The organism is Brevibacterium linens, from assembly GCF_003999335.1.
GTDB lineage: Bacteria > Actinomycetota > Actinomycetes > Actinomycetales > Brevibacteriaceae > Brevibacterium > Brevibacterium linens.
This window is the reverse complement of the sequence record NZ_CP026734.1, coordinates 2,364,907-2,390,387: the sequence shown is the minus strand read 5'-3', so window position 1 is coordinate 2,390,387 and position 25,481 is coordinate 2,364,907. Positions and strand designations below refer to the sequence as shown.

Sequence of the window (25,481 nt, the reverse complement as noted above, 5' to 3'; positions counted from 1 at the left end):
AGACTTTCGAAGGACACGTTATGACACGCCACTTCCTCAAGGACACGGACCTCAGCCCGGCCGAGCAGGCCGAGGTCCTCGACCTCGCCGTCGAACTCAAGGCCGCCCCCTACTCGCGGACCCCGCTGGCCGGCCCGCAGACCGCCGCCGTCATCTTCGACAAGACCTCGACGCGCACCCGGGTCTCATTCGCCGCCGGCATCGCCGCACTCGGCGGGCAGCCGCTCATCATCAACCCCGGTGAGGCGCAACTCGGACACAAGGAATCGATCGCCGACACCGCGCAGGTGATGTCGCGGATGGTCTCGACGATCATCTGGCGCACCTACGCCCAGGCCGGCCTCGAAGAGATGGCCGAGCATTCCTCCGTGCCCGTCATCAACTCACTGTCCGATGACTTCCACCCCTGCCAGATCCTCGCCGACCTGCTCACCATCCGCGAACACCGCGGCGACGTGAAAGGCCAGACCATGACGTACTTCGGCGATGGGGCGAACAATATGGCCAACTCCTACGCCCTCGGCGGAGTCAACGCCGGAATGCACGTGCGCATCGCAGCACCGGCCGACTACCAGCCCGACGCAGCGATCGTCGCCGAAGCCGAAGCCCTCGCCGCACAGACCGGGGGATCGCTCACCGTCACCGACGACCCGGTGGCCGCCGCCACCGGTGCCGACGTCCTCGTCACCGACACCTGGGTATCCATGGGCCAGGACTCTGCCGGACGCGTCGACGAGGCCTCTCCGTTCACGAAGTTCCAGGTCAACCAGGAACTGATGAGCTTAAGCAACGACGCGATCTTCCTCCACTGCCTGCCCGCCTACCGCGGCAAAGAGGTCACGGCCGAGGTCATCGACGGCCCCGCCTCGGTGGTCTTCGACGAAGCCGAGAACCGCCTCCACGCGCAGAAGGCACTCATGACCTTCCTCCTGGAGCGATGATGGCCGAGAATAACAGCGCACCGCTGACGAAGACCGCCCGACAGCAGAAGATCATCGATCTCATCACCCGCCAGTCCGTGCGGTCCCAGATCGAACTCGCCGAGGCGCTCGCGACGCAGGGCATCACCGTCACCCAGGCGACCCTGTCGCGCGACCTCGCCGAGGTGGGGGCCGTGAAGATCCGATCCACCGCGGGATCCGTCTACGCCGTTCCCGGTGAGGGCGGGGACCGGTCCCTGCAGCAGTCGACGGGGGAGAGCCTCGACGCGAAGCTGCCGCGGATCCTCGAGGAACTGCTCGTCTCCGCAGTCTCCCAGGACAACACGGTCGTGCTGCGCACCCCGCCGGGAGCCGCACAGTATCTGGCCTCGGCGATCGACCGGTCGTCGATGGTCGGCATCTTCGGCACGCTGGCAGGCGATGACACCGTGCTCGTCATCGCCGATGCCGCGGTCGGGGGAGCGGCCCTGGCCGAGACCTTCCTCGAATACGCGGCCGGTGGGCTGGCCGAGGGGTGAGCCTCTGTCGGTGGGCCTTGGAACCGGGCGGGTCGCCTCGGCAGGAATCCACGGGACGGACGGCCGCCTCGGCGAGGGAAAACTGGAACAATGACAACTGAGTTTCATCATTTCAATGAACGGGCCGGCGCATCCGTGCTGGTGGGAAAGGACGATCTGTGAGCGAACGACTGAGCCTGTGGGGCGGACGATTCTCCGACGGTCCGGCCGATGCGCTGGCCGCGCTGAGCAAGTCCACGGACTTCGACTGGCGCCTGGCGAAGTACGACATCGCCGGTTCCAAGGCCCACGCGAAGGTCCTCCACCATGCGGGACTGCTCACCGATGACGAGCTGTCGGGAATGCATTCGGCACTCGACGAGCTGCAGCGTCGGGTGGAAGCGGGCGAATACGTCGCCGCCGAGTCCGACGAGGACGTGCACTCGTCGCTCGAGCGCGGGCTCATCGAGATCGCCGGACCCGAGCTCGGAGGGAAGCTGCGCGCCGGACGGTCCCGCAATGACCAGATCGCGACGATGGGGCGGATGTACCTGCGTGACCATGCCCGTGAGGTCGCCGGTCTCGTGCTCGACACCGTCGAGGTGCTCATCGCTCAGGCCGAAGAGCACCCCGAGGCGCCGATGCCCGGACGCACCCACCTCCAACACGCTCAGCCGGTGCTGCTGGCTCACCATCTGCTCGCTCACGCGTGGCCGCTGCTGCGCGACGTCGCCCGCTTCGTCGATTTCGATTCGCGTGCCGGTGTGTCTGCCTATGGTTCGGGTGCTCTGGCCGGGTCGTCGCTCGGGCTCGACCCGCAGGCTGTGGCCGCGGACCTCGGATTCAACGATTCGGTGGAGAACTCCATCGACGGCACCTCCTCGCGCGATGTCTTCGCCGAGTACCTGTTCATCACGACGATGATCGGCATCGACCTCTCCCGTCTGTCCGAGGAGGTCATCGCGTGGGCGACGAAGGAGTTCTCGTTCGTCACCCTGCATGACGCGTACTCGACGGGGTCGTCGATCATGCCGCAGAAGAAGAACCCCGACGTCGCCGAGCTCACTCGCGGCAAGTCCGGTCGCCTCATCGGTGATCTCACCGGTCTGCTGTCGACGCTCAAGGCGCTGCCGTTGGCGTACAACCGGGATCTGCAGGAGGACAAGGAACCGGTCTTCGACGCCACTGACACTCTCGAGCTGCTGCTGCCGGCATTCACTGGGATGGTAGCGACCCTGAAGTTCGACACCGAGCGAATGGCGTATCTGGCTCCGCGCGGATTCGCCCTGGCTACGGACATCGCCGAATGGCTCGTGCGCCAGGGCGTGCCGTTCCGTGTGGCTCACGAGCTCTCTGGCGCATGCGTGCAGTTGGCGGAGTCGCGGGATGTCGAGCTGTGGGATCTGACCGATGACGATTTTGCGGGGATCTCTTCGCATTTGACCCCGGCCGTTCGTGAAGTGCTCACGACTCTCGGGTCGATCGACTCGCGCAACGCCAAGGGCGGCACGGCCCGTTCGGCCGTCGAGGCACAGATCGCCAACGCGAAGGCCGAGGTCACGCGTCTGCGTGAGTTCGCGGGGTCCGCGCGCAGCGTGTGAGAGGCTGAAGAATAAGACACTGACATGAGGGCCGGTGCCCGGACAGGCGGAGAAAATCCGTTCGTCCGAGCACCGGCCCTTCGCATCAACGATCTCGTCAGGAGGTCTGGACATGCGAAGAAGAACAATACTGCTCATCGGCGGTGTCGCGATCATCCTCCTCGGCGCGGGGCTGTATGGTCTCGGACTGTATTGGAATACTGGATCGGTCGCGGGCGGTGCCAACATCGGAGCCGGTATAGCCGCGATATTCGGAGAGATCTTCGGCGTGCTCGGTTTGCGTGTTCTTGTGGTCTGGGCGATCGCGGCGCTCGTGGTTCGGTTGAGGAATCGCTCCTCTATACGCGGGTGAGAGGAGCCTGCCTTCAGTTCTTGAGGTCGAAGTCCGTGTCCGCGTACTCATTGCCCTCGACAACCGGCTCACCACTGAACGGATGCAGCTGATCCTCCCGGGCACGCAGCTCAACACGACGGATCTTGCCCGAGATCGTCTTCGGCAACTCCGCGAACTCGAGTCGGCGGATCCGCTTGTACGGAGCCAAATGCTCCCGGCAGTAGGCGAGGATCGACCGGGCGGTGTCCGCGTTGGCTTCGAACTTCTCCGACACGACGACGTAGGCTTTCGGCACCGCCAAACGCACCGGGTCCGGTGACGGCACGACAGCCGCCTCGGCAACAGCTTCATGCTCGATGAGCACACTCTCCAACTCGAACGGGGAGAGTCGGTAGTCACTGGCTTTGAACACGTCATCGGCCCGACCGACATACGTGATGTACCCATCCTCGTCCCGGGCAGCCACATCACCGGTGTGATAGACCCCGCCTTCGAAGGCTTCGGCGGTCTTCTCCTCATTCGACCAATACCCGGTAGTCAACCCGATGGGGCGCGGGTCCAGGCGCAGGCAGATTTCACCCTCATCGCTTTCTTCACCGGTGGCGGGATCGATGAGAACAACATCGAAGCCGGGCAGGGCCTTGCCCATCGACCCGTATTTGAGTTCCTGGTCCGGGGAGTTCCCGATCTGCAGAGTCGACTCCGTCTGCCCGAACCCATCCCGGATGAGCACACCCCACTCGTGATGGACCCGATCGATGATCTCCGGGTTCAGCGGTTCACCCGCACCGAGGGCCTTCGTCGGTGGGGTCTTCAAATGCCCCAGGTCGGCTTGGATGAGCATGCGCCACACGGTCGGTGGGGCACAGAAACTCGTCACACCGACTCGGTCCATGGTCTCCATGAGGGCGTTGGCATCGAACCGGGAGTAGTTGTAGAGGAATACGCAGGCCTCGGCGATCCACGGGGTGAAGATATTCGACCACGCGTGCTTGGCCCATCCGGGTGAGGCGACGTTGAGGTGAACGTCTCCTGGGGTCAGTCCCATCCAGTACATGGTTGACAAGTGCCCGACGGGGTAGGACACGTGGGTGTGGGCGACCATCTTCGCCTTCGACGTCGTCCCCGAGGTGAAGTAGAGCAGCAGCAGGTCATCGGCCCGCGACGATCCTTGCGGGTCGAAGTCGGTGCTTTCGTCATCGGCATCGGCGTAGGCGTAGTCCTGTTGGCGGGTGGGTTGGCCGCCGACGATGATGCGCACGACCTCGACATCGACGTCATCGAACTTCGCGGCATCGTCGACTCCGGCGACGACGAAGTCGGCCTGACCGCGTTCGGCACGGTCGGTCAGGTCGATGGGACCCAGCTGGGTGGTGGCGGGCATGAGCACGGCACCGAGTTTGATGCCGGCGAGCATCGTCTCCCACAGCTCGACCTGGTTGTTGAGCATGACCATGACATGGTCACCGCGTTTGATCCCGGCCCGGCGGAAGTGGTTGGCGACCTGGTTCGACCGGGCAGACAGTTCCGCGAAGCTCCACTTGCCCTCCGTGCCGTCCTGCTCGACGATCCACAGAGCGGGGTTGTCATTGTTGACAGCGATTTTGTCGAACCAGTCCAGGGCGAAGTTGAAGTGCGTGAACCGCGGCCACTCGAACGCCTGCCGGGCGGCGTCGTAGTCGCTGCGGAGCTCGATCCGCTGATCCCGGGCTGCTCTGAATTCATCGGTCACCGTCATTGTGGCCTCCTATTGGTTTCGGGGTCTGTTGTCGACCGGGTCCGGCCGCCGCCGATTGCGGACAGCCGGGGAGCGGTGAGGCGAGCGGCTGTCTCCGCCGCTCGCCTCACCGGTTCGGTCGATTCAGATGGCGATGGTGACTGACTTCACCTGGGTGTAGAGTTCGATGCTTTCGGGCCCGAGCTCGCGACCCCATCCGGACTGGTGGAAGCCGCCGAACGGCAGCGCGCTGTCGAGAGCGTGATAAGTGTTGACCCACACGGATCCGGCGTTGAGTCGGCTGGCAACGCGGTGCGCCCTGCTGAGATCCTGCGTCCACAGACCCGCCGCCAGGCCGTATTCGCTGCGGTTAGCTGCGGCAATGACCTCGTCATCACCGGAGAAGGGGATCGAGACCGCCACCGGTCCGAAGATCTCCTCCTGCACGATCGACATGTCCTCGCTTGTGCCAGTGAAGACAGTCGGCTCGACGAAGTAGCCGGTGTCGCCGTGACGGTTGCCGCCGACGAGCGCAACGGCTCCCGCCTGCTTGCCCGCCTCGAGGTAGCCGACAACACGATCCAACTGCTCCTGCGACACGAGCGGCGTTATGACTGATTCGGGATCATTGCCCGGCCCGACAGCCAGCGCCTTCACCTGTTCGGCAAGGGCCGCATTGAACTTGTCGTAGATGGACTCGTGGACGTACACGCGAGTGCCGGCTTCACAGGCCTGACCAGAGTTCAAGGTGAAGCCCTGGATCACGCCGCCGACGGCACTGTCGATGTCGGCATCGGCGAAGACGATGTTCGGAGATTTGCCTCCGAGCTCCAGCGAGACTTTCTTGAGATTCCCAGCAGAGGCGGCGACGATCCGCTTTCCGACTTCCGTGGATCCCGTGAAAGCGACCTTGTCGACATCGGAGTGTTCCGACAGTGCTGCACCGGCCTCACCGTGGCCCGTCACGATGTTCACCACACCGTCGGGAACACCAGCTTCGACGAGGATCTGTCCGAGCAGCAGAGCCGTCAGAGGAGTCTGTTCGGCCGGTTTGAGGACGACAGTGTTTCCGGTCGCCAAGGCCGGGGCGATCTTCCACGCGGCCATGAGCAGGGGGAAGTTCCACGGAATGATCTGTCCGCAGACTCCGACGGGCTCTCTGCGCGTGAAGGAATGGAATTCGGCATCCTCGGGGGCCAGGAGCATCGACGGATTGTTCACCGATCCCTGGATCTTCGAGGGCCATCCGGCGTAGTAGCGGAAGCAGTCAGCAGACGACCTGACGTCGAACGCTGCGGCGATTCCCAGCGGTTTGCCGTTGTCGAGCGATTCGAGCTCTGCGAAATCATCGGCACGGCTGAGGATCAGTTCGGAGATCTTCCAGAGGAGGTTCTCGCGCCGGGCCGGACGCCAACGTGCCCAATCGGTGGTGTCGAAGGCACGACGTGCGGCAGACACCGCCCGATCGATGTCCTCGGCGGCTCCGCGGGGGACCGTGGCGAGGGCTTCACCCGTGGCCGGGTCGTAGGTGGTGAAAGTCTCGCCGGAACCGGCATCGGTCCACTGCCCGTCGATGAGAATCTTCTGAGGCTGTGCGAGGAATTCCTGCAGGCGAGGGGAACGTGCTGGGGATTCTACGGTGGTTGTCATCGTCGACTCCTTGTCGTGATCGGATTCGTCCTGCTGATCGTCGATGGTCAGCGGGAACTGTGGTGAGGGTGAGTTGTCGTCGCGTCGGTTTCAGAACGAGGTGATGACCGATCGGATGACCTCGCCCTTTTTGAGCGCCTCATAGCCGTCATTGATCTCGTTGATGGAGATCTCGCGGCTGACGAGGTGATCGAGTTCGAAGCGTCCCTGCACATAGAGGTCGGCGTAGAGGGCGATATCGCGTTTGACGTTCGACGAGCCCATGAGGACCGCTTGGAGGCGACGCTGCGCGAACAGCGAGTCGAGGGAGGAAGTGAACTCGGTCGTCGTTCCGGGAGGAGCGATGCCGATGAGGTAAGCAGTGCCGCCCGGCTTGGTCAGCTGCTGCACCTGGCGCTGAGTGGCTTCCAGCCCGATGACTTCGAAGGCATGGTCGACTCCGCCCGTGAGTTCCTGGACGGCGGCGACGGGATCGGTCGTCGAGGAGTTGATGAGGTCGGTGGCGCCGAATTTCTTCGCGGCCTCGAGCTTGCTGTCGACGATGTCGATAGCGATGATGTGCTTCGCACCGGCCAGTCGTGCCCCGCTGATCGCATTGAGGCCGATGCCTCCGGTGCCGATGACGGCAACCGTGTCGCCGGGGCGGACGTGCGCAGTGTTGATGGCGGCTCCGGCACCCGTGACGACAGAGCAGCCGAGCAGTGCGGCCTGCGGGAACGGAATCTGATTGTTGACGACCGCCAGCTGGTTCTCGTGGACGAGGACCTGTTCGGCGAATCCGCCGACGTTGACCGACTGTGCGATCTCCTGACCGTCAGGGAACGAGACGCGAGGCTTCTCACCCTCTTTTCTGGCCACTGCCGTCGGGTTGGAGCACAGAGTGGTTTTGCCGGACAGACACTCTGCGCAGGCGCCGCAGAAGGTGATGAGGCAGGCGACGACATGGTCGCCTACGCTCATGCTGGTCACGCCCGGTCCCACCGAACGGACGACGCCGGAGATCTCGTGTCCGCCGACGGCGGGAAGCGGAAGCCCGAAATCGTGATCGATGAGGTGGAGGTCCGAGTGGCACAGGCCGCTCGCCTTCACATCCACCAGTACCTCACGGCCCTGTGGATCATCGATGACGACGTCGTGGACAGTGAACTCTCCGCCGATCGCGGTTGCCAATGAAGCTTTCATCTTCTGTGTCCTTCCAATGTGCGAAATGGAACCGTGGCGCGGCTCCTTCGGTCAGACTATGATCGGCATCACATCTCGAAGTGTGCAGATATGGAACACTGCTCTGTAACACCGCGCAGATGGCCGCGCCGTCCGGAGGGCGAACCGCCTCGTTGTCGTCTTCGGGCAACTGCGGTAACTTCAGGGCGGACAACAGCTGATGGGGTCTGGGTCAATGGAGGTCAAGGGTGCCGCACAGGAGCGAACAGGTTGAGTACGGATGGCTGAGGTCCGAGCTGTCCGGTGTGAACCGCTCTTCGAGCCCTGAGCCGTCGCCGGTGCCCGCGAAGAACAGCGGCAGTGCTCTGCTCAAAGCCGCCGAGGCGGCATTCGACGTGATGACACATGATCTTGCCGGTCTGGATCTCACGCTGCTCCTCGCAGATCGCAGCGGACGGCTGATTCAGTCCGTCGGTGATGTCGACTGCAGAACCGGCATCGAGGCGCAGCGCCGGGGACTTGTCGTCGGCGCCGATCTCAGCGAAGAGAAGGTGGGGTTCAACGGGATCGGCACCGCCTTGGAGATCGGAGGCGAGATCGCCATTGACGGGAATGAACACTTTGTCGAGGCGTTCCGTGAGTTCTCCTGTTTCGGGATACCTGTCATCCACACCGGAAGCAAGCGGCTCGAAGGCGTTCTCAACGTCACCGCACCGACCGCTGCGACAGGGTCCCTTCTCGAAGGCTTCGGCCGGATCGTCGTCCGGCAGATCGAAAAGCAGCTGGCTGAGAACACCTATCGCGACGAATACCGCCTGATGGAGGAGTTCGTCCGGGTATCGCGCGGTTCGACAAGTGCGGTGTGCGCTTTGGGAGAGGATACGGCGTTGAGCAATCGCCTGGCCGAGAGCCTCTTCGACGTCGTCGACTTCAACTCGCTTCGCACAGACATCCTCTCGAGCTTGGGAACGGCCGAGCGTCATCGCACGGTCGACGTCGGGGGAGGCCGCATGCTTGATCTCGACGTCGTTCCGGTTGGGCATGAACAGGCTGTCGTCACCATAAAGCCCCTCTGGCGAGGGCGACGGACAGTGCCGAGAGGAGGGCCCCGTAACAACTCATTCGGGTTGGTATGGAGTTCCCGCCTGCAGAATGCGAAAGGCCGGACCGGAGTCATCTCCATCGTCGGTGATGCGGGTACCGGTCGCACCTCGGCAGCGACTGAGGTCGTTCGGGGTGCGTCCACCGAGCGAGTCGAGGGAATCGAGTTGCTCAGGCGAGAACCTGAGGACTGGCCAGATTGCCTGCAATCCCCATCGGGTTCTCAGGCTGACGCTCTCATCGTCGACGATATCGACCTGCTCTCGGACCGGCAGTTGGGCGTATTGCGTCGTCTGCTCGAGTCGGATCGGAAAGGCACTGTGGTCGTGACGTCGACTCCGGCGGGGAAGTCTGACCAGTCGTTGAGGTCGCTCCTGGCGATGGCTGATTCCACAGTCCACCTGCCCCCACTGCGGGAGAGGACAGCTGAGTTCCCGGCGATCGTCCGCGGACTTGCCCGACAGATCAACGGCGGCAGGCCGGTCGAATTCAGCGAAGCCTGTCTCCAGACACTTGAGCGTGACGACTGGCCCGGCAACCTCACGCAGCTGGGGAAGGTACTGCGTGAGGTTCTGGTCAACCGCGCGAACGCGGTCGTCGGAGTTGCCGATCTTCCCGCCCGGTTCAGGTCGGAGAGCGCTTCGTCGGTGACAGGAATTGAACGGTTGGAACGCGACGCGATCGTCAAGACGCTCGAGTCCTTGGGCGGCAATAAGTATCAGGCTGCGAAGGCTTTGGGAATCAGCCGGACCACGCTGTATCGGCGCTTGCGCGAATTCCGCATCTCCGGGTGACACCGTTCGTTCCTTACGGCGTGATGCTCCTCGCTTCCCACCTGCTCTTCTGTTCGCCGTAGTATTGACCATGTGCCGCTCTCGAAGCGGCACTACCAGTCAAGCATTGGCGGCGCTGCCGCACATGGCAATGCTCAGATTCGAAAGGACCGAAGTGACCGACATCTTCAGCGAACTCAAGGCCCGCGGGCTCGTCGCAGTTTCCACCGACGAGGCCGCCCTGCAGAAAGCCCTGGCCGAGGAGTCGCTGACCTATTATGTCGGTTTCGATCCGACGGCCCCGAGCCTGCACATGGGCAACCTTGTCCAGCTGCTCACCGCCGCCCGCCTCCAGCAGGCCGGACACAACCCGCTGGCCCTCGTCGGCGGCGCCACCGGTCTCATCGGCGACCCGCGCATGTCGGGGGAGCGGACGCTCAACCCGCGTGAAGTCGTCGAGGAATGGGTCGCGAAGATCCGCACCCAGGTCGAGAAGTTCCTCGACTTCGACGGACCCCACGCCGCGCAGATCGTCAACAACCTCGACTGGACCTCGCAGCTGTCGGCCATCGACTTCCTCCGCGACATCGGCAAGCACTTCCCGGTCAACCGGATGCTCGCGAAGGAATCCGTCTCCGCTCGCCTCAACAGCGAAGCCGGCATCTCCTTCACCGAGTTCTCCTACCAGATTCTCCAGGGCAACGACTACCTCGAACTCAACCGCCGCTACGGCTGCTCCCTGCAGACCGGCGGCTCCGACCAGTGGGGCAACCTCACCTCGGGCGTCGACCTCATCCGCCGCGTCGAGCAGAAGTCCGTCCACGCCCTGGCCACCCCGCTGATCACGAAGGCCGACGGAACGAAGTTCGGCAAGACCGAATCCGGCACCGTATGGCTCGACTCGTCGCTGACCAGCCCGTACGCCTTCAGCCAGTTCTGGCTCAACGCCGACGACCGCGACGTGGTGAAGTACCTCAAGGTGTTCTCGCTGCGCCCGCTCGACGAGATCGACGCCATCGAAGCCGAGTTCACCGCAGCCCCGCACACCCGTGTGGCGCAGAAGGCCCTCGCCGAGGATGTCACCACCTTGGTCCACGGTCGCCAGGCGTACGAGCAGGCCATCGCTGCGGCTTCCGCGCTCTTCGGCGGGGGAGAGTTGGCCGGCCTCGACGCCTCGACGTTGGGTGCCGCAACCTCCGAGCTGCCCCGCGGTGAGGTGTCCGCGACTCAGCTGGCCGAAGGGCTGCCGATCGCCGATGCCTTCGTCACTGCCGGCATCGTCAAGTCCAAGGGCGAGGCCCGCCGTGCCATCAAGGACGGCGGCGCTTACATCAACAACGTCAAGGTCGCCGACCAGGAGCAGACCCTGACCTCGGCCGATGTGCTCTCCACGGAAGCCGGGGGAGTCGTCCTCCTGCGCCGCGGCAAGAAGACCCTCGGTGCCGTCGACATCGTCGGCTGAGCAACCTCCGTCATTGATAATGCCGTGTCCTCCGCACCCGGAGGGCGCGGCATTATCGTATTCACCACGGTTGGGGCCGTTCGACAACGGAAAACATTGTCATCGACGAATACAAGAGGTCGCGTTGTAGCGGCGGCTTCAGCGGCAGCTTCGCGGCCAAGAGAATACAGTCAATCAGCGTGTGCTCCGGCAGCCTGCGGTCAACCGGACCGGCGATGTGGGGCCATCACCATGGAAAAGCATGCGGTCATCGAGCAGACTGGCAGATGACGGACTACCGAACGAATACCGACTGACGAACGCACGAGGAGATCATGCGCACCCTGCTCAACATCATCTGGTTCATCTTCTCCGGCCTCTGGCTGGCACTCGGATACTGGGCCGCCGGCATCATCGCCTGCATCTTCATCGTCACCATCCCGTGGGGAATCGCGTCCTTCCGCATCGGCAACTACGCACTCTGGCCCTTCGGCCGCGAGGTCATCGAAACCCGCCCGGCCGGAGTGGCGACCACCTTGGGCAACATCATCTGGCTCATCGTCGCCGGCGTCTGGCTCGCCATCGGACACGTCGTCACCTCGATCCCGCTGTTCATCTCGATCATCGGCATCCCGCTCGGCTGGGCGAACATCAAGCTCATCCCCGTCTCTCTCATGCCGCTGGGCAAACAGATCGTCGACAGCGACCGGCTGATGCCCGGTTACCGCGGAGCCTGACTCAACGACTCAAGCGCTCTGCTCCTCGAGTTCCTCGAGCGAGATGCGGCCTCTGCGCACTGCCCAGAGCACGCGGCGAGTGCGCACGATTCGCGGCAGGGTGATGATCAGCAGTCCACCGAGCATGTTGAACGGGATCACGATCCCGAACCACTGCAGGAAGTCGAGGATCGAAATGTCTGCGCCCGTCATCATGGCGGCAAGGATGAGAATCGCATTGATGGCTCCGTGCAACATGCTGGCTCCGATCACCAATAGGCCGGTGATCATGCAGACGATCGCCTTGACCGTGTCGTTCGATGTTCCCTGCTGCATGCGTGTCGCCAATGTGATCGTCGCGCCGGCGAGAAGTGAGAGAGCGAGCATGACGATGAGCGAAGACTGGTTGATATAGCCGAGCGCCATATCCGCGATCGTCTTGTGATAGTCCGGGAGGGCGATGACGATCAGCCAGGCGAAGACCGCGCCGCCAACCATGTTGGTCACGAGGGTGGTCAACCAGAGGCGGAATACCTGTACCCAATTCGCTTGGCCTGCGATGACGGCGTTGATCGGAAGGAGGAACTCTTCGGTGAATAGCTCCGAATGCGCCAGCCTCAAAGCCAGTAGGCCGATGCCGAACGCCATCCCTGCGAGGATCTCCGACCCGGTTGCTTGCTTGACGAGCACCATGGCCAAGATGCCGAGACCGACATCGACGCCGCCGAAGAGGCCGGTGACTATGAGTTCCGGCCACTTTCGGTTGAGCCGTTTGGCACCCTCCGTGACTGTATTTGCCGCCTCGTCGATGAGGGCGTCTTCGAGATCGAGGTCGTTGCGGCCGAGACGTTCCCGCTGCTCCTTCTGAGTCATTCCGTCAGTGTAGGGGTCGGGACACGCTCAAACGCTGGGAATCACCTGCATGGTGAGGAAAGCGGTTGCCGCCGGCGAGAGCCCGGCGGAAAGCCGGAACCGTGCAGCCGTGCCTTCGGAAGTGGGCGGGAAACAGGGAATTTGCGGCCGGTGACGGGTGTCACAGCGGAATTTCCGCTTTCGAGTTGCACAGGCGGTGCGGGGTGGTCTAGAGTTATATCTCGTTGCCCCGCCGGAAACGAGGTTCACGGAACACCGTTTCTACCGGGTCTGACCAGGACAAACACAGTTTGATCCAAGGGTTCAGGCGATCGGGTGGGTAACCAAAAAATGAAACTGATACCCCCAGTGAACACACTGTCTTTGTGGTGTGGTGATGGGTGTGTGTTTGTGGTTTGAGAATCCAATAGCGTGTTTGTTTGAACAAGTTGTGATGCCAGAACAATTTATTTTCTGGTAAGACAATCACCTGGCCAAACAGTGGTTCACCCTCGTGTGGGTGGTTCTTCGCCGAACCTCCTGCCGTTAAGTGGGGTGGATGGTGTGTTTGGTCAGTAATTTTATGGGTCAACCTTCTCACCCCGTGAGGGGTTGGCTGTCTTGCTGGGATTCATTCGTTACATAAAGTTTTTTATGGAGAGTTTGATCCTGGCTCAGGACGAACGCTGGCTGCGTGCTTAACACATGCAAGTCGAACGCTGAAGCCAGAAGCTTGCTTCTGGTGGATGAGTGGCGAACGGGTGAGTAACACGTGAGTAACCTGCCCCCGATTTCGGGATAAGCCCGGGAAACTGGGTCTAATACCGGATACGACCAATCCTCGCATGAGGGTTGGTGGAAAGTTTTTCGATCGGGGATGGGCTCGCGGCCTATCAGCTTGTTGGTGGGGTAATGGCCTACCAAGGCGACGACGGGTAGCCGGCCTGAGAGGGCGACCGGCCACACTGGGACTGAGACACGGCCCAGACTCCTACGGGAGGCAGCAGTGGGGAATATTGCACAATGGGGGAAACCCTGATGCAGCGACGCAGCGTGCGGGATGACGGCCTTCGGGTTGTAAACCGCTTTCAGCAGGGAAGAAGCCGTAAGGTGACGGTACCTGCAGAAGAAGTACCGGCTAACTACGTGCCAGCAGCCGCGGTAATACGTAGGGTACGAGCGTTGTCCGGAATTATTGGGCGTAAAGAGCTCGTAGGTGGTTGGTCACGTCTGCTGTGGAAACGCAACGCTTAACGTTGCGCGTGCAGTGGGTACGGGCTGACTAGAGTGCAGTAGGGGAGTCTGGAATTCCTGGTGTAGCGGTGAAATGCGCAGATATCAGGAGGAACACCGGTGGCGAAGGCGGGACTCTGGGCTGTAACTGACACTGAGGAGCGAAAGCATGGGGAGCGAACAGGATTAGATACCCTGGTAGTCCATGCCGTAAACGTTGGGCACTAGGTGTGGGGGACATTCCACGTTCTCCGCGCCGTAGCTAACGCATTAAGTGCCCCGCCTGGGGAGTACGGTCGCAAGGCTAAAACTCAAAGGAATTGACGGGGGCCCGCACAAGCGGCGGAGCATGCGGATTAATTCGATGCAACGCGAAGAACCTTACCAAGGCTTGACATACACTGGACCGTTCTGGAAACAGTTCTTCTCTTTGGAGCTGGTGTACAGGTGGTGCATGGTTGTCGTCAGCTCGTGTCGTGAGATGTTGGGTTAAGTCCCGCAACGAGCGCAACCCTCGTTCTATGTTGCCAGCACGTGATGGTGGGAACTCATAGGAGACTGCCGGGGTCAACTCGGAGGAAGGTGGGGATGACGTCAAATCATCATGCCCTTTATGTCTTGGGCTTCACGCATGCTACAATGGCTGGTACAGAGAGAGGCGAACCCGTGAGGGTGAGCGAATCCCTTAAAGCCAGTCTCAGTTCGGATCGTAGTCTGCAATTCGACTACGTGAAGTCGGAGTCGCTAGTAATCGCAGATCAGCAACGCTGCGGTGAATACGTTCCCGGGCCTTGTACACACCGCCCGTCAAGTCACGAAAGTCGGTAACACCCGAAGCCGGTGTCCCAACCCCCTTTGTGGGGAGGGGGCCGTCTAAGGTGGGACTGGTGATTGGGACTAAGTCGTAACAAGGTAGCCGTACCGGAAGGTGCGGCTGGATCACCTCCTTTCTAAGGAGCACACATCAGAACCCCAACGAACCAGCCGTACGTGTTGGTGTTGGGTGCTCAAGGGTGGAACATCACTTCTTTCGCTCATCCAACCAGCGTGGTGTGGCCTGTGTGCCATGACGACGGTGGTGATCGGGTGGGCTAGGACGAACACGTTATTGGGTCCTGGAATCACAAACCCCGCACAGTGTGTGTGGGTGTGGTTTCAACCAACAGGACCAACCCGACGGCCAGACAGCAGCGTGAAGCGGTTGTGTGGTGGTGGGTGTTTGGTAGTGGTTTGAGAATCGTATAGTGGACGCGAGCATCAAACAACACGAAAGTGTTGTTTATGTAATGTGATTTTTCTTGTCATCATCTAGTTGAGGTGAATGAAACAATTTTTCGCGCACACGAAGCCGGCCCTGTTTGGGGGTTGGGTGAGTGTGTAAGAGCGCATGGTGGATGCCTTGGCATCAGGAGCCGATGAAGGACGTGGAAATCTGCGATAAGCCTCGGGGAGCCGATAAACAGGCGTTGATCCGAGGGTCTCCGAATGGGGAAACCCCGCCACTCGTGAGGGTGGTGACCCGTGTCTGAATATATAGGGCATGTGGAGGGAACGCGGGGAAGTGAAACATCTCAGTACCCGCAGGAAGAGAAAATAACAATGATTCCGGGAGTAGTGGCGAGCGAAACTGGATGAGCCTAAACCTTGTCAGTGTCAAGCGTGCTGGTGTTGCTGTCAGGGTGTTGTGGGGTGTGCATGGTCCGGTTCAGCATGACTGGTCCGCGAGCGTGGTTGGTGTAGTCGAACCTGGTGGGAAACAGGACCGGAGTGGGTGAGAGTCCCGTAGACGAAACATCAGCCTGTCGTGGTGTGTGCGTTGCCCGAGTAGCACGGAACTCGTGGAATTTCGTGTGAATCTGCCAGGACCACCTGGTAAGGCTAAATACTTCCTGATGACCGATAGCGGAATGAGTACCGTGAGGGAATGGTGAAAAGTACCCCGGGAGGGGAGTGAAAGAGTACCTGAAACCATGTGCTTACAATCCGTCAGAGCAGTATCTTGATGACTGTGATGGCGTGCCTTTTGAAGAATGAGCCTGCGAGTTAGCGGTACGTGGCGAGGTTAACCCGTGTGGGGTAGCCGTAGCGAAAGCGAGTCCGAATAGGGCGAGTCAGTCGCGTGTCCTAGACCCGAAGCGGAGTGATCTAGCCATGGGCAGGGTGAAGCGTGTGTAAGAGCGCGTGGAGGCCCGCACCCACTTCAGTTGAAAATGGAGGGGATGACCTGTGGTTAGGGGTGAAAGGCCAATCAAACTCTGTGATAGCTGGTTCTCCCCGAAATGCATTTAGGTGCAGCGTTGCGTGGTTCTTGCTGGAGGTAGAGCTACTGGATGGCTGATGGGCCCTACCGGGTTACTGACGTCAACTAAACTCCGAATGCCAGTCAAGGTTCAGCGTGGCAGTGAGACAATGGGGGATAAGCTTCATTGTCGAGAGGGAAACAGCCCAGACCATCAACTAAGGCCCCTAAGCGTGTGCTCAGTGGGAAAGGATGTTCAGTTGCGAAGACAACCAGGAGGTTGGCTTAGAAGCAGCCATCCTTGAAAGAGTGCGTAATAGCTCACTGGTCAAGTGATTGAGCGCCGATAATGTAGCGGGGCTAAGTACACCGCCGAAGTTGTGGCAGCACCACGTATAGCCGTAATGGTGTGGTGTTGGGTAGGGGAGCGTCGAGTTGCTGGTGAAGTCGCCGTGTGAACGAGTGGTGGAAGCGATTCGAGTGAGAATGCAGGCATGAGTAGCGAAAGACGGGTGAGAAACCCGTCCACCGGATGACCAAGGGTTCCAGGGCTAGGCTAATCCGCCCTGGGTAAGTCGGGACCTAAGGCGAGGCCGACAGGCGTAGTCGATGGACAACCAGTTGATATTCTGGTACCGACACACAACCGACAGTACCAAAACACATGAGACTAACCCTGTGATGACCCCGTCAGGCCTTCGGGCCTGTGGTTGGGTTTGAGTGGGGGACCTGAGTGTGGAGTCGGTAAGCGTGAGGTGTGACGCAGAAAGGTAGCCAGGCCGTGCGATGGTAGTCACGGTCTAAGGTTGTAGCACGTGGGGGTAGGTAAATCCGTCCCCGCAAGTGTGTGAGAGCTGATGGGCGCCCCACATTGGTGGGGTGATCTGGTGATCCTCTGCTGCCGAGAAAAGCATCGACGTGAGGGTGTGTGTTGCCCGTACCCTATAACCGACACAGGTGGTCGAGTAGAGAATACTAAGGTGATCGAGAGAATCGTGGTTAAGGAACTCGGCAAAATGCCCCCGTAACTTCGGGAGAAGGGGGACCATCCCGGTGAACCATCCTTGCGGTGGGATGTGCTGGTGGTGGTCGCAGAGGCCAGAGAGAAGCGACTGTTTATTAAAAACACAGGTCCGTGCGAAGATGTAAGTCGATGTATACGGACTGACGCCTGCCCGGTGCTGGAAGGTTAAGAGGACCTGTTAACCCCGTTAGGGGTGAAGCGGAGAATTTAAGCCCCAGTAAACGGCGGTGGTAACTATAACCATCCTAAGGTAGCGAAATTCCTTGTCGGGTAAGTTCCGACCTGCACGAATGGCGTAACGACTTCTCTGCTGTCTCAACCACGAACTCGGCGAAATTGCATTACGAGTAAAGATGCTCGTTACGCGCAGCAGGACGGAAAGACCCCGAGACCTTCACTATAGTTTGGTATTGGGATTCGGTGTGGTTTGTGTAGGATAGGTGGAAGACTGGGAAGCCTCGACGCTAGTTGGGGTGGAGTCGATCGGTGAAATACCACTCTGACCATAGTGGATTCCTTAACTTCGGACCCTGATCGGGTTCAGGGACAGTGCCTGATGGGTAGTTTAACTGGGGCGGTTGCCTCCTAAAGAGTAACGGAGGCGCCCAAAGGTTCCCTCAGCCTGGTTGGCAATCAGGTGTCGAGTGTAAGTGCACAAGGGAGCTTGACTGTGAGACGGACGTGTCGAGCAGGAGCGAAAGCTGGGACTAGTGACCCGGCCATGGCTTGTGGAAGCGTGGTCGCTCAACGGATAAAAGGTACCTCGGGGATAACAGGCTGATCTTGCCCAAGAGTCCATATCGACGGCATGGTTTGGCACCTCGATGTCGGCTCGTCGCATCCTGGGGCTGGAGTCGGTCCCAAGGGTTGGGCTGTTCGCCCATTAAAGCGGTACGCGAGCTGGGTTTAGAACGTCGTGAGACAGTTCGGTCCCTATCCGCTGCGTGCGTAGGAAATTTGTGGAGGTCTGTCCTTAGTACGAGAGGACCGGGACGGACGAACCTCTGGTGTGCCAGTTGTTCCGCCAGGAGCATGGCTGGTTGGCTACGTTCGGGATGGATAACCGCTGAAAGCATCTAAGCGGGAAGCCGGCTCCGAGATGAGATTTCCGACTGACTTTTGTCAGGGGAGGTGTCCTATAGATGATGGGGTTGATAGGCCGGGTATGGAAGCACAGCAATGTGTGGAGTTGACTGGTACTAATACACCGATCACTCATCAACTCTTTTCATGGGGTTGGTGTGTGCGAAAAGATGTTTTGTTTTTTCTAGGATGGCTTGAAGAGTTCACACCTTTTTGGGGTGTGCGTATTACATAGTTTTTGGTGTTCGCGTTCGCTGTGCGGTTCTTGGACCGCTACCACTCAAACGTGGGTTTGGGTGTGTGTGGTCTGTGTGGTTTTGCGGTGGTGATAGTGGTGGGGAAACGCCCGGTTAACCGTTCCGATCCCGGTAGCTAAGCCCATTCGCGCTGATGGTACTGCAACTTGGTGGTTGTGGGAGAGTAAGTGACTGCCGCAATATTTTTTAAGGTGATGGCCTCGTCCAGTGTTTGGGCGGGGCCATCACTGTATTCACGGATGGACACGATGACGATGACAATTGACGCGCTCAAGGCCGAACTTGCTCGCACCGGCGAGGTCGCGATCAGCTTCAACCGCACGAAGCAGTTTCTGCGCAATCCAGCTGGTTTCCTCCGATCGCGTCGGTCCGGCCGTCCCGCACCTCAAGTGATCGTCAATGAGTTCGGGCTGTGGGCTGCTGTCGACGGCTTCCCCGATGGAGGCGTGCCATGGAGTCGGATTCTCGAAGTCCACATCTCCAAGGTGAACGTCAGCGCCTACATCGACGTGAGTATCAGGACACCGGATACTCCCGACCGGCGACGGACGCTGCGCCTGCCGCATATGCTCACGATTGACCCGGAAACCCTCGCCAAATGGATTGTCATGGAACTGATGGAGCGCGGAAACCCGATCTGAGGGCCGGGTGTCGAGTCCACGCTGGACCCACTGAACCAGTTTCCGTGTACTGCTGAGCTCCCGCGTACTGCGGAACGGGCAGCGCCGGAAAGTTGAACGCGCACCGGTCCAGAACGTGCGAAGTGTTCTTCTCCCGAGTCGCAGGTGCTTGTCGACGGGCGTGTGTCGTGTCACGATGAAGCTGTCCGCTGGGCCGGATGCAAGTGAATAGCGACATCCGAATAGACAGCAAGGGAGACACCGCATGAACGCAACAACCATGATCTGGATTGTCGTCGCGATCGTCGTGGTTCTGATCATCGTCGGGATCATCATCGCAGTCAGCCGCAAGGCGGCAGCTAAGAAGCGCGAACACCAGCGGGAACAGGCCACGCAGATTCGGCAGGAGGCTGCCGAGTCCGAACACGATGTTCGTGCCCGAGAGGCCGAAGTCGAGAAGCAGAGAGCTGAGGCCAAACGCGCGAAGGCTGACGCCGACGCACGGGCGGCTGAGGCTGATCGTCAGGCTGCACAAGCCGAACAGCTCGACTCGGAAGCGGCCAAGCGGGAAGAAGCTGTCAGAGCAGAGCGTCTCGAACACGAGCGCCGACTACAACGTGCCGACGAACTGGATCCAGATGCACCAGAGGCCACAGCCGACTCCCGCCGGTCGGAAGATCCTGCTCAACAGCACGACGTCCGTGCCAACGGCTATCCGCCGGAACATGGTGTCCGCCCACGGACTGAAGACTCGGTGGCCGACGAGCACGACCCTCGCATTGACCGTCACAGGGCGCGAGACCCCTACGATGAGAACGACCGCCCGATGGATCCTCTCGACGGCCGCGGAGACACCGACACACCGAAACACTGACTCACCTGCCTGCAGAGGCAGGCAGGCCATCTGAGGCAGCCCATTCGAGGCAGGCCAGTCATCTCAGGCACACGAACAACCGAAGACAGACGAGACGGTGCCCGAACCACCCACGGTTCGGGCACCGTCTCGTTGGTCTCGGACCTCCGGGCACTGCAAGCGATCGTGCTTCGCATGGGCAGGCCGCCTCCGCGCGGGTTCTCCCTCGAGCGCAGCGACACGGATTTGTGACAACCGATTCTGTTGAAAACGTGCGGTGCTAGTGTGTACGGCAAGATCCTAAGGAAGGCACCCTATGCTCGACAAACTGCACGATGCATTGAGACTTCGCACCAACCCGGTCATCTTCTTCTCCTCAGCGGCCGTGATCATCATCTTCGTCCTCGGGACGATCTTCTTCACCGATCAGATCGACGCCGGCGTCTCGGTCGCCTCTGACTGGCTGCTGACGAACCTCGGCTGGTTCTACATCCTCGGCGTCACCGTCTTCGTCGTCTTTCTCATCTCCATCGCAGCCTCCCGATACGGACGCGCGAAGCTCGGTCCTGACGACGAACCACCGGAGCACTCCAACGGAGCCTGGTTCGCCATGCTCTTCGCCGCCGGAATCGGTTCGATCCTCATGTTCTGGGGCGTGGCCGAACCCGTCAGCCACTTCGGCGACCCACCCCGGGCCTCCCTCGGAGTCGAACCGGGCACACCGGCTGCAGCCGTCGATGCCATGAACTTCACGTACTACCACTTCACCCTCCACACGTGGGCGATCTTCACTCTGCCCGCGCTGTGCTTCGCCTACTTCATCCACAAGCGGAACCTGCCGCCGCGCGTGAGCTCGATCTTCCAGCCCATCCTCGGCGAGCGCATCCACGGGCCCATCGGCAAGACGATCGACGTCGTCGCCATCATCGGCACCGTCTTCGGCATCGCCGTCTCGATCGGTCTGGGCACACTGCAGATCAACGGCGGGCTCGCCCAAGTCATCGGCATCCCCGAGAACGCCCTGTGGCAGCTGATCATCATCGGCGTCGTCTGCGGGCTGGCCACGATCTCGGTGTCGCTCGGCCTCGACAAAGGCATCAAGATCCTGTCGAACCTCAACATCGTCGTGGCTGTGCTGCTGCTCGTCTTCATCATCGCCTTCGGACCGACCCTGTTCATGGCCAAAGGCGTCTTCGAATCCCTCGGCACATACATCCAGCAGCTGCCCGAACTCGCACTGTGGAACGACACGTTCGCCGACACCGGATGGCAGAACACCTGGACGGTCTTCTATTGGGCGTGGACGATCACCTGGTCGCCGTTCGTCGGCATCTTCATCGCCCGCATCTCCCGCGGACGCACCATCCGCCAGTTCGTCATCGGCGTCCTCGCCATTCCCTCGGCCTTCTCAATCCTGTGGTTCGGCATCTTCGGCTACGCCTCATTCGACATCGAGCTCAACCAAGGCGGGGGACTGGTCGACCGAGTCGTCGACCAAGGCGACATCCCCGGTGCGCTGTTCGCGTTCCTCGACCACTACCCGCTGGCCGGTCCGACATCGGTGGTTGCGATCATCCTCGTGGTCATCTTCTTCGTCACCTCGGTCGACTCCGCAGCGCTGGTCGTCGACACCATGAACAACGGCCACGAAGACTTCAACCCGCTGCCGCAGCGGATCTTCTGGGCCCTTGCCGTCGCCGTCGTCACGGCGGCACTGCTGGTGTTCTCCGGCACCGGCGGACTCGAAGCCCTGCAGTCGACGATCATCCTCGTCGGGCTGCCGTTCTTCATCATCGCCTACTTCCAGATCTACGCCCTCTTGCGCGCCCTGCGTGAGGACGCCGGCATCCTGCCGCGCGTGCGCATGCGCCGCTGGAAGAAGGTCCTGCCGCCCGAAGAGGTCGAACGCCGACAGGGCGACGACGAACAGTTCGGACACGAATACGACGACGATGAGGAAGTCGTCACCGAACCCGAAGCGGTCGAACCGGCACCGAAGTTCCGGGACCCCTACGTCGAAATCAGTCGAGAGAAGAAAGGTCGGCGCGAGGGGACACTCGCCAGCCGCACCGGCAGCCGCTCGAGCAGTCGCGGACAGGGAAAGGGCGACGACACCGACTGAGGCTGACCGGTCCGAACGCGACTCTGATCGTCGCGGCCGGACATGACGAAGGGGGCGCTGCACTGGCAGCGCCCCCTTCTCGTGGGCCGAGGTCAGGCGACCTGGTCGACCGACCGGCTCAGATCACTGACCGGTCTTGATCATCTCTGCGCACTTCTCACCCATCATCATCACGGTGATGTTGGGGTTGACCGTGGTGATCTCCGGCATCGCCGAAGCGTCGACGACGCGCAGACGGTTCACACCCTTGACCCGCAGCTGCGGATCCAGAGGCGACATCTCGTCATCAGGTGCTCCCATGCGCACCGTGCCGACCGGGTGGTAGACGGTGTTGTGGGTGCGGGTGATGTAATCGGCGATCTGCTCGTCGGTCTGGACGTCCTTGCCGGGGAACAGCTCCTCGCCGGCCCATTCGGACATGGCGTCCTGGGCGACGATCTCACGGGCCTTCTTGATGCCGGCGACCATGACGCGCATGTCGTGGCCCTCCGGATCGGTGAAGTAGCGGGGATCGACCTTCGGCTTGTCACGGAAGTCCTTCGAGCGCAGACGCACGGTGCCGCGCGACTTCGCATGCGTGACATTCGGAGTCAGGCAGAAGGAGTTCTCCGAGGTGTTGTAGCCCTGGCGCAGGGTGTGCATGTCGAAGGGCACCGAACCGTAGTGCATCATCAGATCGGGACGGTCGAGCCCCTCCTCGGTGGGGGAGAAGATGCCGATCTCCCACCACTGCGTGGAGTCCTCGACCATCGGCTTCTTGGCCTCCCACGAGATGACACCCTCCGGGTGATCGCCCAGGTGCTCGCCGACTCCCGGCGAGTCGACGCGGGCCTCGATGCCGACCTCGGTCAGGTGGTCCTTCGGGCCGATGCCCGAGAGCATGAGCAGCTGCGGGGTGTTGATGGCGCCGGAGGAGACGATGACTTCCTTCTTCGCCTCGATCCGGTTGGTCTTGCCGAAGGCATTGTTGACCACGAGCACTGCCGTGCAGTTGTCGTTCTCGTCGAACTCGAGCTCCTTGGCCTGAGTGTCGGTGAGGATCGTGAGGTTCTCACGGTCGAGGATCGGGTGGAGGTAGGACACCGAGGACGACGACCGGGTGCCGTCGTCCTTGCGGTTGACCTGGAAGAAGTTCGCACCGTTGATGACGGTCTGACCCTCGTTGAACTGCACGCGGGGGATGCCGGCCTGCTCGCAGGCGTCGAGGAGAGCGATGCCGCAGGGATCGACCGGGGGCACGTTCATCAGGCTGACCGGGCCGTCGTGGCCGTGGTGGTCGCCGGGCAGCTCATTGTTCTCGAGCTTCTTGTACAGGCCGAAGGTGTCCTTCGAACCCCACCCGGCTGCGCCGTGCTTCTCTTCCCACTCGTCGAGATCCTCGCGCGGGGCCCAGAAGGCGATGCACGAGTTGTGGGAGGAGCAGCCGCCGAGCACCTTGGCGCGGGCGTGGCGCATGTGCGAGTTGCCGTTCTCCTGCTCTTCGATCGGGTAGTCCCAGTCGTAGCCGGACTCGAGGAGCTCCATCCAGCGGTTGAGCTGAAGGACGACGTCCTTGTCCGTGTCGGTGGGGCCGGCTTCGAGGAGTCCCACGGTGACTTCGGGGTCCTCGCTCAGTCGGGCTGCGACCGCGGCACCGGCGGAGCCGCCGCCGACGACGACGTAGTCAAAGCTATGAGTAGTCTTCACTGTTCATCTCTCCTTGTTGAGGTAGGCGTCTTCGGAATGCGACTGATCACTTGGTGTGGTCGGGGAACCAACCGGTGACTGCCGGCTCGAGGTTCTGGTAGATGTGCTTGGCTTCCTGGTACTCGGCGAGACCCGTGGGGCCGAGCTCGCGACCGAACCCGGACTGCTTGTACCCGCCCCATTCGGCCTGCGGCAGGTAGGGGTGGAAGTCGTTGATCCAGATGGTGCCGTGGCGCAGACGCTGAGCGACCAGCTGGGTCTTGCCCGCATCCTGACTCCACACGGCTCCGGCCAGACCGTAGTAGGTGTCGTTGGCGATCTCGACGGCCTCGTCGACGGTGGAGAAGGTCTCGACGGTGACGACCGGACCGAAGGCCTCGTCGGAGACGACGGACATTCCGCGCTTGACCTGGTCGAGCACGGTCGGCAGGTAGTAGAAGCCGTCGGCCAGATCGCCTTCGCCGAACTTGCCGCCGCAGCGCAGACGCGCACCTTCGGCCACACCCTTCTCGACATAGGCATGCACCTTGTCGCGGTGTGCCGCGGAGATCAGGGGACCGGTCTCGGCGTTGTCATCGAAGGGACCGCCGAGGCGGATCTGCTCGGCACGTTCGACGAGGCGGTTGACGAACTCCTCGGCGATGGATTCCTCGACGATGAGTCGAGCTCCGGCCGAGCACACCTGACCGGAGTGGACGAACGCGGCGTTGAGCGCATTGTCCAGGGCCGCCTCGAAGTCGGCGTCGGCGAAGACGACGTTCGGGTTCTTGCCGCCGAGTTCGAGGGCGATCTTCTTGATCGAGTCGGCAGCGTTGCGGAAAAGCAGGCGACCGGTGACGAGTCCGCCGGTGAACGAGACCATGTCGATGTCCTCGTGAGTCGACAGCGGGGCACCGGCATCGGCACCCGCACCGAGGATGAGGTTGCCGACTCCGGCCGGCAGCCCGAGCTCCTCAAGTACCTGCATGGTGAGGATCGCGGTGTGCGGGGTGAGCTCGGCGGGCTTGAGGACGAAGGCGTTGCCGGCGGCAATGGCCGGAGCGATCTTCCATGCCGCCTGCAGCAGCGGGTAGTTCCATGGGGTGATGAGCGCGCAGACGCCGAGGGGTTCGTGCACGATCTTCGAGGCCACGGTGTCGGTTCCGGCGTCGACGACGCGACCGGCATCGTTTGCGGCGAGCTTGCCGAAGTAGTCGAAGCAGTTCGCGATGTCGTCCATGTCGATCTGCGATTCGACGAAGCGCTTGCCGGTGTCCAGGGACTCGGCGCGCGCGAATTCGTCCTTGCGCTCACGCAGCACGGCGGCGAACTTCAGCAGCAGATCGCCGCGTTCGCTGGCGGGAACGGACGACCAGACGCCGGAGTCGAAGGCGCGACGAGCGGCCCTGATCGCCAGCTCGGTATCTTCGGGGCTGGCTTCGTCCACCTCGGCGACGAAGCTGCCGTCGGCCGGGTTGTGGATCTTCCGGGTTCCACCGTTGACGGCTGAAACCCACTGTCCGTCGATGAAGAGTGTGTTTGGCACGATTTCTCCTTTTCCTAGCGGGTGAACGAGTTGCAGTTCTGTGGAGTCGAGTGGT

The 25,481-nt window shown here is 61.5% G+C and carries 16 protein-coding genes and 3 rRNA genes; 13 read left to right on the top strand and 6 right to left on the bottom strand.

Annotated elements, in window-relative coordinates:
• The first annotated feature begins 20 nt into the window (after positions 1-20).
• The 4 genes from argF to CXR29_RS10830 all read left to right on the top strand — a co-directional run bounded on the left by argF (position 21) and on the right by CXR29_RS10830 (position 3,391).
• On the top strand, positions 21-941 hold the full coding sequence (gene argF, locus CXR29_RS10845; protein ID WP_127364514.1) for an ornithine carbamoyltransferase: 921 nt from the start codon (positions 21-23) through the stop codon (positions 939-941).
• Positions 941-1,459 carry an arginine repressor gene (locus tag CXR29_RS10840; protein ID WP_101555908.1) on the top strand — a complete coding sequence of 173 codons (519 nt, stop codon included), beginning with the start codon at positions 941-943 and terminating at the stop codon, positions 1,457-1,459. The genes argF and CXR29_RS10840 overlap by 1 nt, the downstream gene beginning before the upstream one ends.
• A gap of 158 nt (positions 1,460-1,617) precedes the next feature.
• Complete coding sequence (gene argH, locus CXR29_RS10835) at positions 1,618-3,039, top strand: argininosuccinate lyase (protein ID WP_127364513.1); 1,422 nt, start codon at positions 1,618-1,620, stop codon at positions 3,037-3,039.
• Positions 3,040-3,151: 112 nt separating this feature from the next.
• Positions 3,152-3,391 (top strand): hypothetical protein, encoded by a 240-nt coding sequence (locus CXR29_RS10830; RefSeq protein ID WP_127364512.1) that lies wholly within the window; start codon positions 3,152-3,154, stop codon positions 3,389-3,391.
• A 13-nt stretch (positions 3,392-3,404) separates the two neighbouring features.
• Here CXR29_RS10830 and CXR29_RS10825 read toward each other — a convergent pair whose 3' ends face one another.
• From CXR29_RS10825 to CXR29_RS10815, 3 genes are all read right to left on the bottom strand, one after another.
• Positions 3,405-5,111: an AMP-binding protein gene (locus CXR29_RS10825; RefSeq protein ID WP_127364511.1), complete on the bottom strand. Its 1,707-nt coding sequence runs from the start codon at positions 5,109-5,111 to the stop codon at positions 3,405-3,407.
• A 123-nt stretch (positions 5,112-5,234) separates the two neighbouring features.
• Positions 5,235-6,740, bottom strand: a complete 1,506-nt coding sequence (locus CXR29_RS10820) for an aldehyde dehydrogenase family protein (RefSeq protein ID WP_127364510.1) — start codon at positions 6,738-6,740, stop codon at positions 5,235-5,237.
• Positions 6,741-6,830: 90 nt separating this feature from the next.
• Complete coding sequence (locus tag CXR29_RS10815) at positions 6,831-7,922, bottom strand: zinc-binding dehydrogenase (RefSeq protein WP_062861863.1); 1,092 nt, start codon at positions 7,920-7,922, stop codon at positions 6,831-6,833.
• A gap of 317 nt (positions 7,923-8,239) precedes the next feature.
• On the opposite strand from CXR29_RS10815, the gene CXR29_RS10810 reads away from it, so the two are divergent.
• From CXR29_RS10810 to CXR29_RS10800, 3 genes are all read left to right on the top strand, one after another.
• Positions 8,240-9,796 (top strand): sigma-54-dependent Fis family transcriptional regulator, encoded by a 1,557-nt coding sequence (locus CXR29_RS10810; protein ID WP_127364509.1) that lies wholly within the window; start codon positions 8,240-8,242, stop codon positions 9,794-9,796.
• Between the two features lie 154 nt (positions 9,797-9,950).
• A complete protein-coding gene (gene tyrS, locus CXR29_RS10805; RefSeq protein ID WP_127364508.1) occupies positions 9,951-11,237 on the top strand; it encodes a tyrosine--tRNA ligase in 1,287 nt (428 codons plus the stop codon).
• A gap of 314 nt (positions 11,238-11,551) precedes the next feature.
• Entirely contained in the window at positions 11,552-11,953 is a 402-nt protein-coding gene (locus CXR29_RS10800; protein ID WP_025780405.1) for a YccF domain-containing protein, read from the top strand.
• Between the two features lie 9 nt (positions 11,954-11,962).
• On the opposite strand, the gene CXR29_RS10795 is transcribed toward CXR29_RS10800, so the two are convergent.
• Positions 11,963-12,805 carry a formate/nitrite transporter family protein gene (locus CXR29_RS10795; RefSeq protein WP_127364507.1) on the bottom strand — a complete coding sequence of 281 codons (843 nt, stop codon included), beginning with the start codon at positions 12,803-12,805 and terminating at the stop codon, positions 11,963-11,965.
• Between the two features lie 630 nt (positions 12,806-13,435).
• On the opposite strand from CXR29_RS10795, the gene CXR29_RS10790 reads away from it, so the two are divergent.
• The 6 genes from CXR29_RS10790 (at position 13,436) to CXR29_RS10765 (ending at position 22,215) form a co-directional block, all read left to right on the top strand.
• Positions 13,436-14,967, top strand: a 16S ribosomal RNA gene (locus CXR29_RS10790).
• 417 nt (positions 14,968-15,384) lie between these two features.
• Positions 15,385-18,503: ribosomal RNA gene (locus CXR29_RS10785) — 23S ribosomal RNA — on the top strand.
• Between the two features lie 178 nt (positions 18,504-18,681).
• A 5S ribosomal RNA gene (gene rrf / locus CXR29_RS10780) occupies positions 18,682-18,800 on the top strand.
• The 16S, 23S and 5S rRNA genes sit together here, the layout of an rRNA operon.
• A gap of 59 nt (positions 18,801-18,859) precedes the next feature.
• On the top strand, positions 18,860-19,261 hold the full coding sequence (locus tag CXR29_RS10775) for a hypothetical protein (RefSeq protein ID WP_127364506.1): 402 nt from the start codon (positions 18,860-18,862) through the stop codon (positions 19,259-19,261).
• 244 nt (positions 19,262-19,505) lie between these two features.
• Complete coding sequence (locus CXR29_RS10770; protein WP_127364505.1) at positions 19,506-20,114, top strand: hypothetical protein; 609 nt, start codon at positions 19,506-19,508, stop codon at positions 20,112-20,114.
• 295 nt (positions 20,115-20,409) lie between these two features.
• Positions 20,410-22,215 (top strand): BCCT family transporter, encoded by a 1,806-nt coding sequence (locus CXR29_RS10765; protein ID WP_127364504.1) that lies wholly within the window; start codon positions 20,410-20,412, stop codon positions 22,213-22,215.
• Between the two features lie 123 nt (positions 22,216-22,338).
• Here the strand turns inward: CXR29_RS10765 and CXR29_RS10760 are convergent, their stop codons facing one another.
• Together CXR29_RS10760 and CXR29_RS10755 are read right to left on the bottom strand one after the other, a co-directional pair.
• Complete coding sequence (locus CXR29_RS10760; RefSeq protein WP_127364503.1) at positions 22,339-23,901, bottom strand: GMC family oxidoreductase; 1,563 nt, start codon at positions 23,899-23,901, stop codon at positions 22,339-22,341.
• A 46-nt stretch (positions 23,902-23,947) separates the two neighbouring features.
• Positions 23,948-25,426: an aldehyde dehydrogenase family protein gene (locus CXR29_RS10755; protein WP_101553303.1), complete on the bottom strand. Its 1,479-nt coding sequence runs from the start codon at positions 25,424-25,426 to the stop codon at positions 23,948-23,950.
• Positions 25,427-25,481 lie beyond the last annotated feature (55 nt).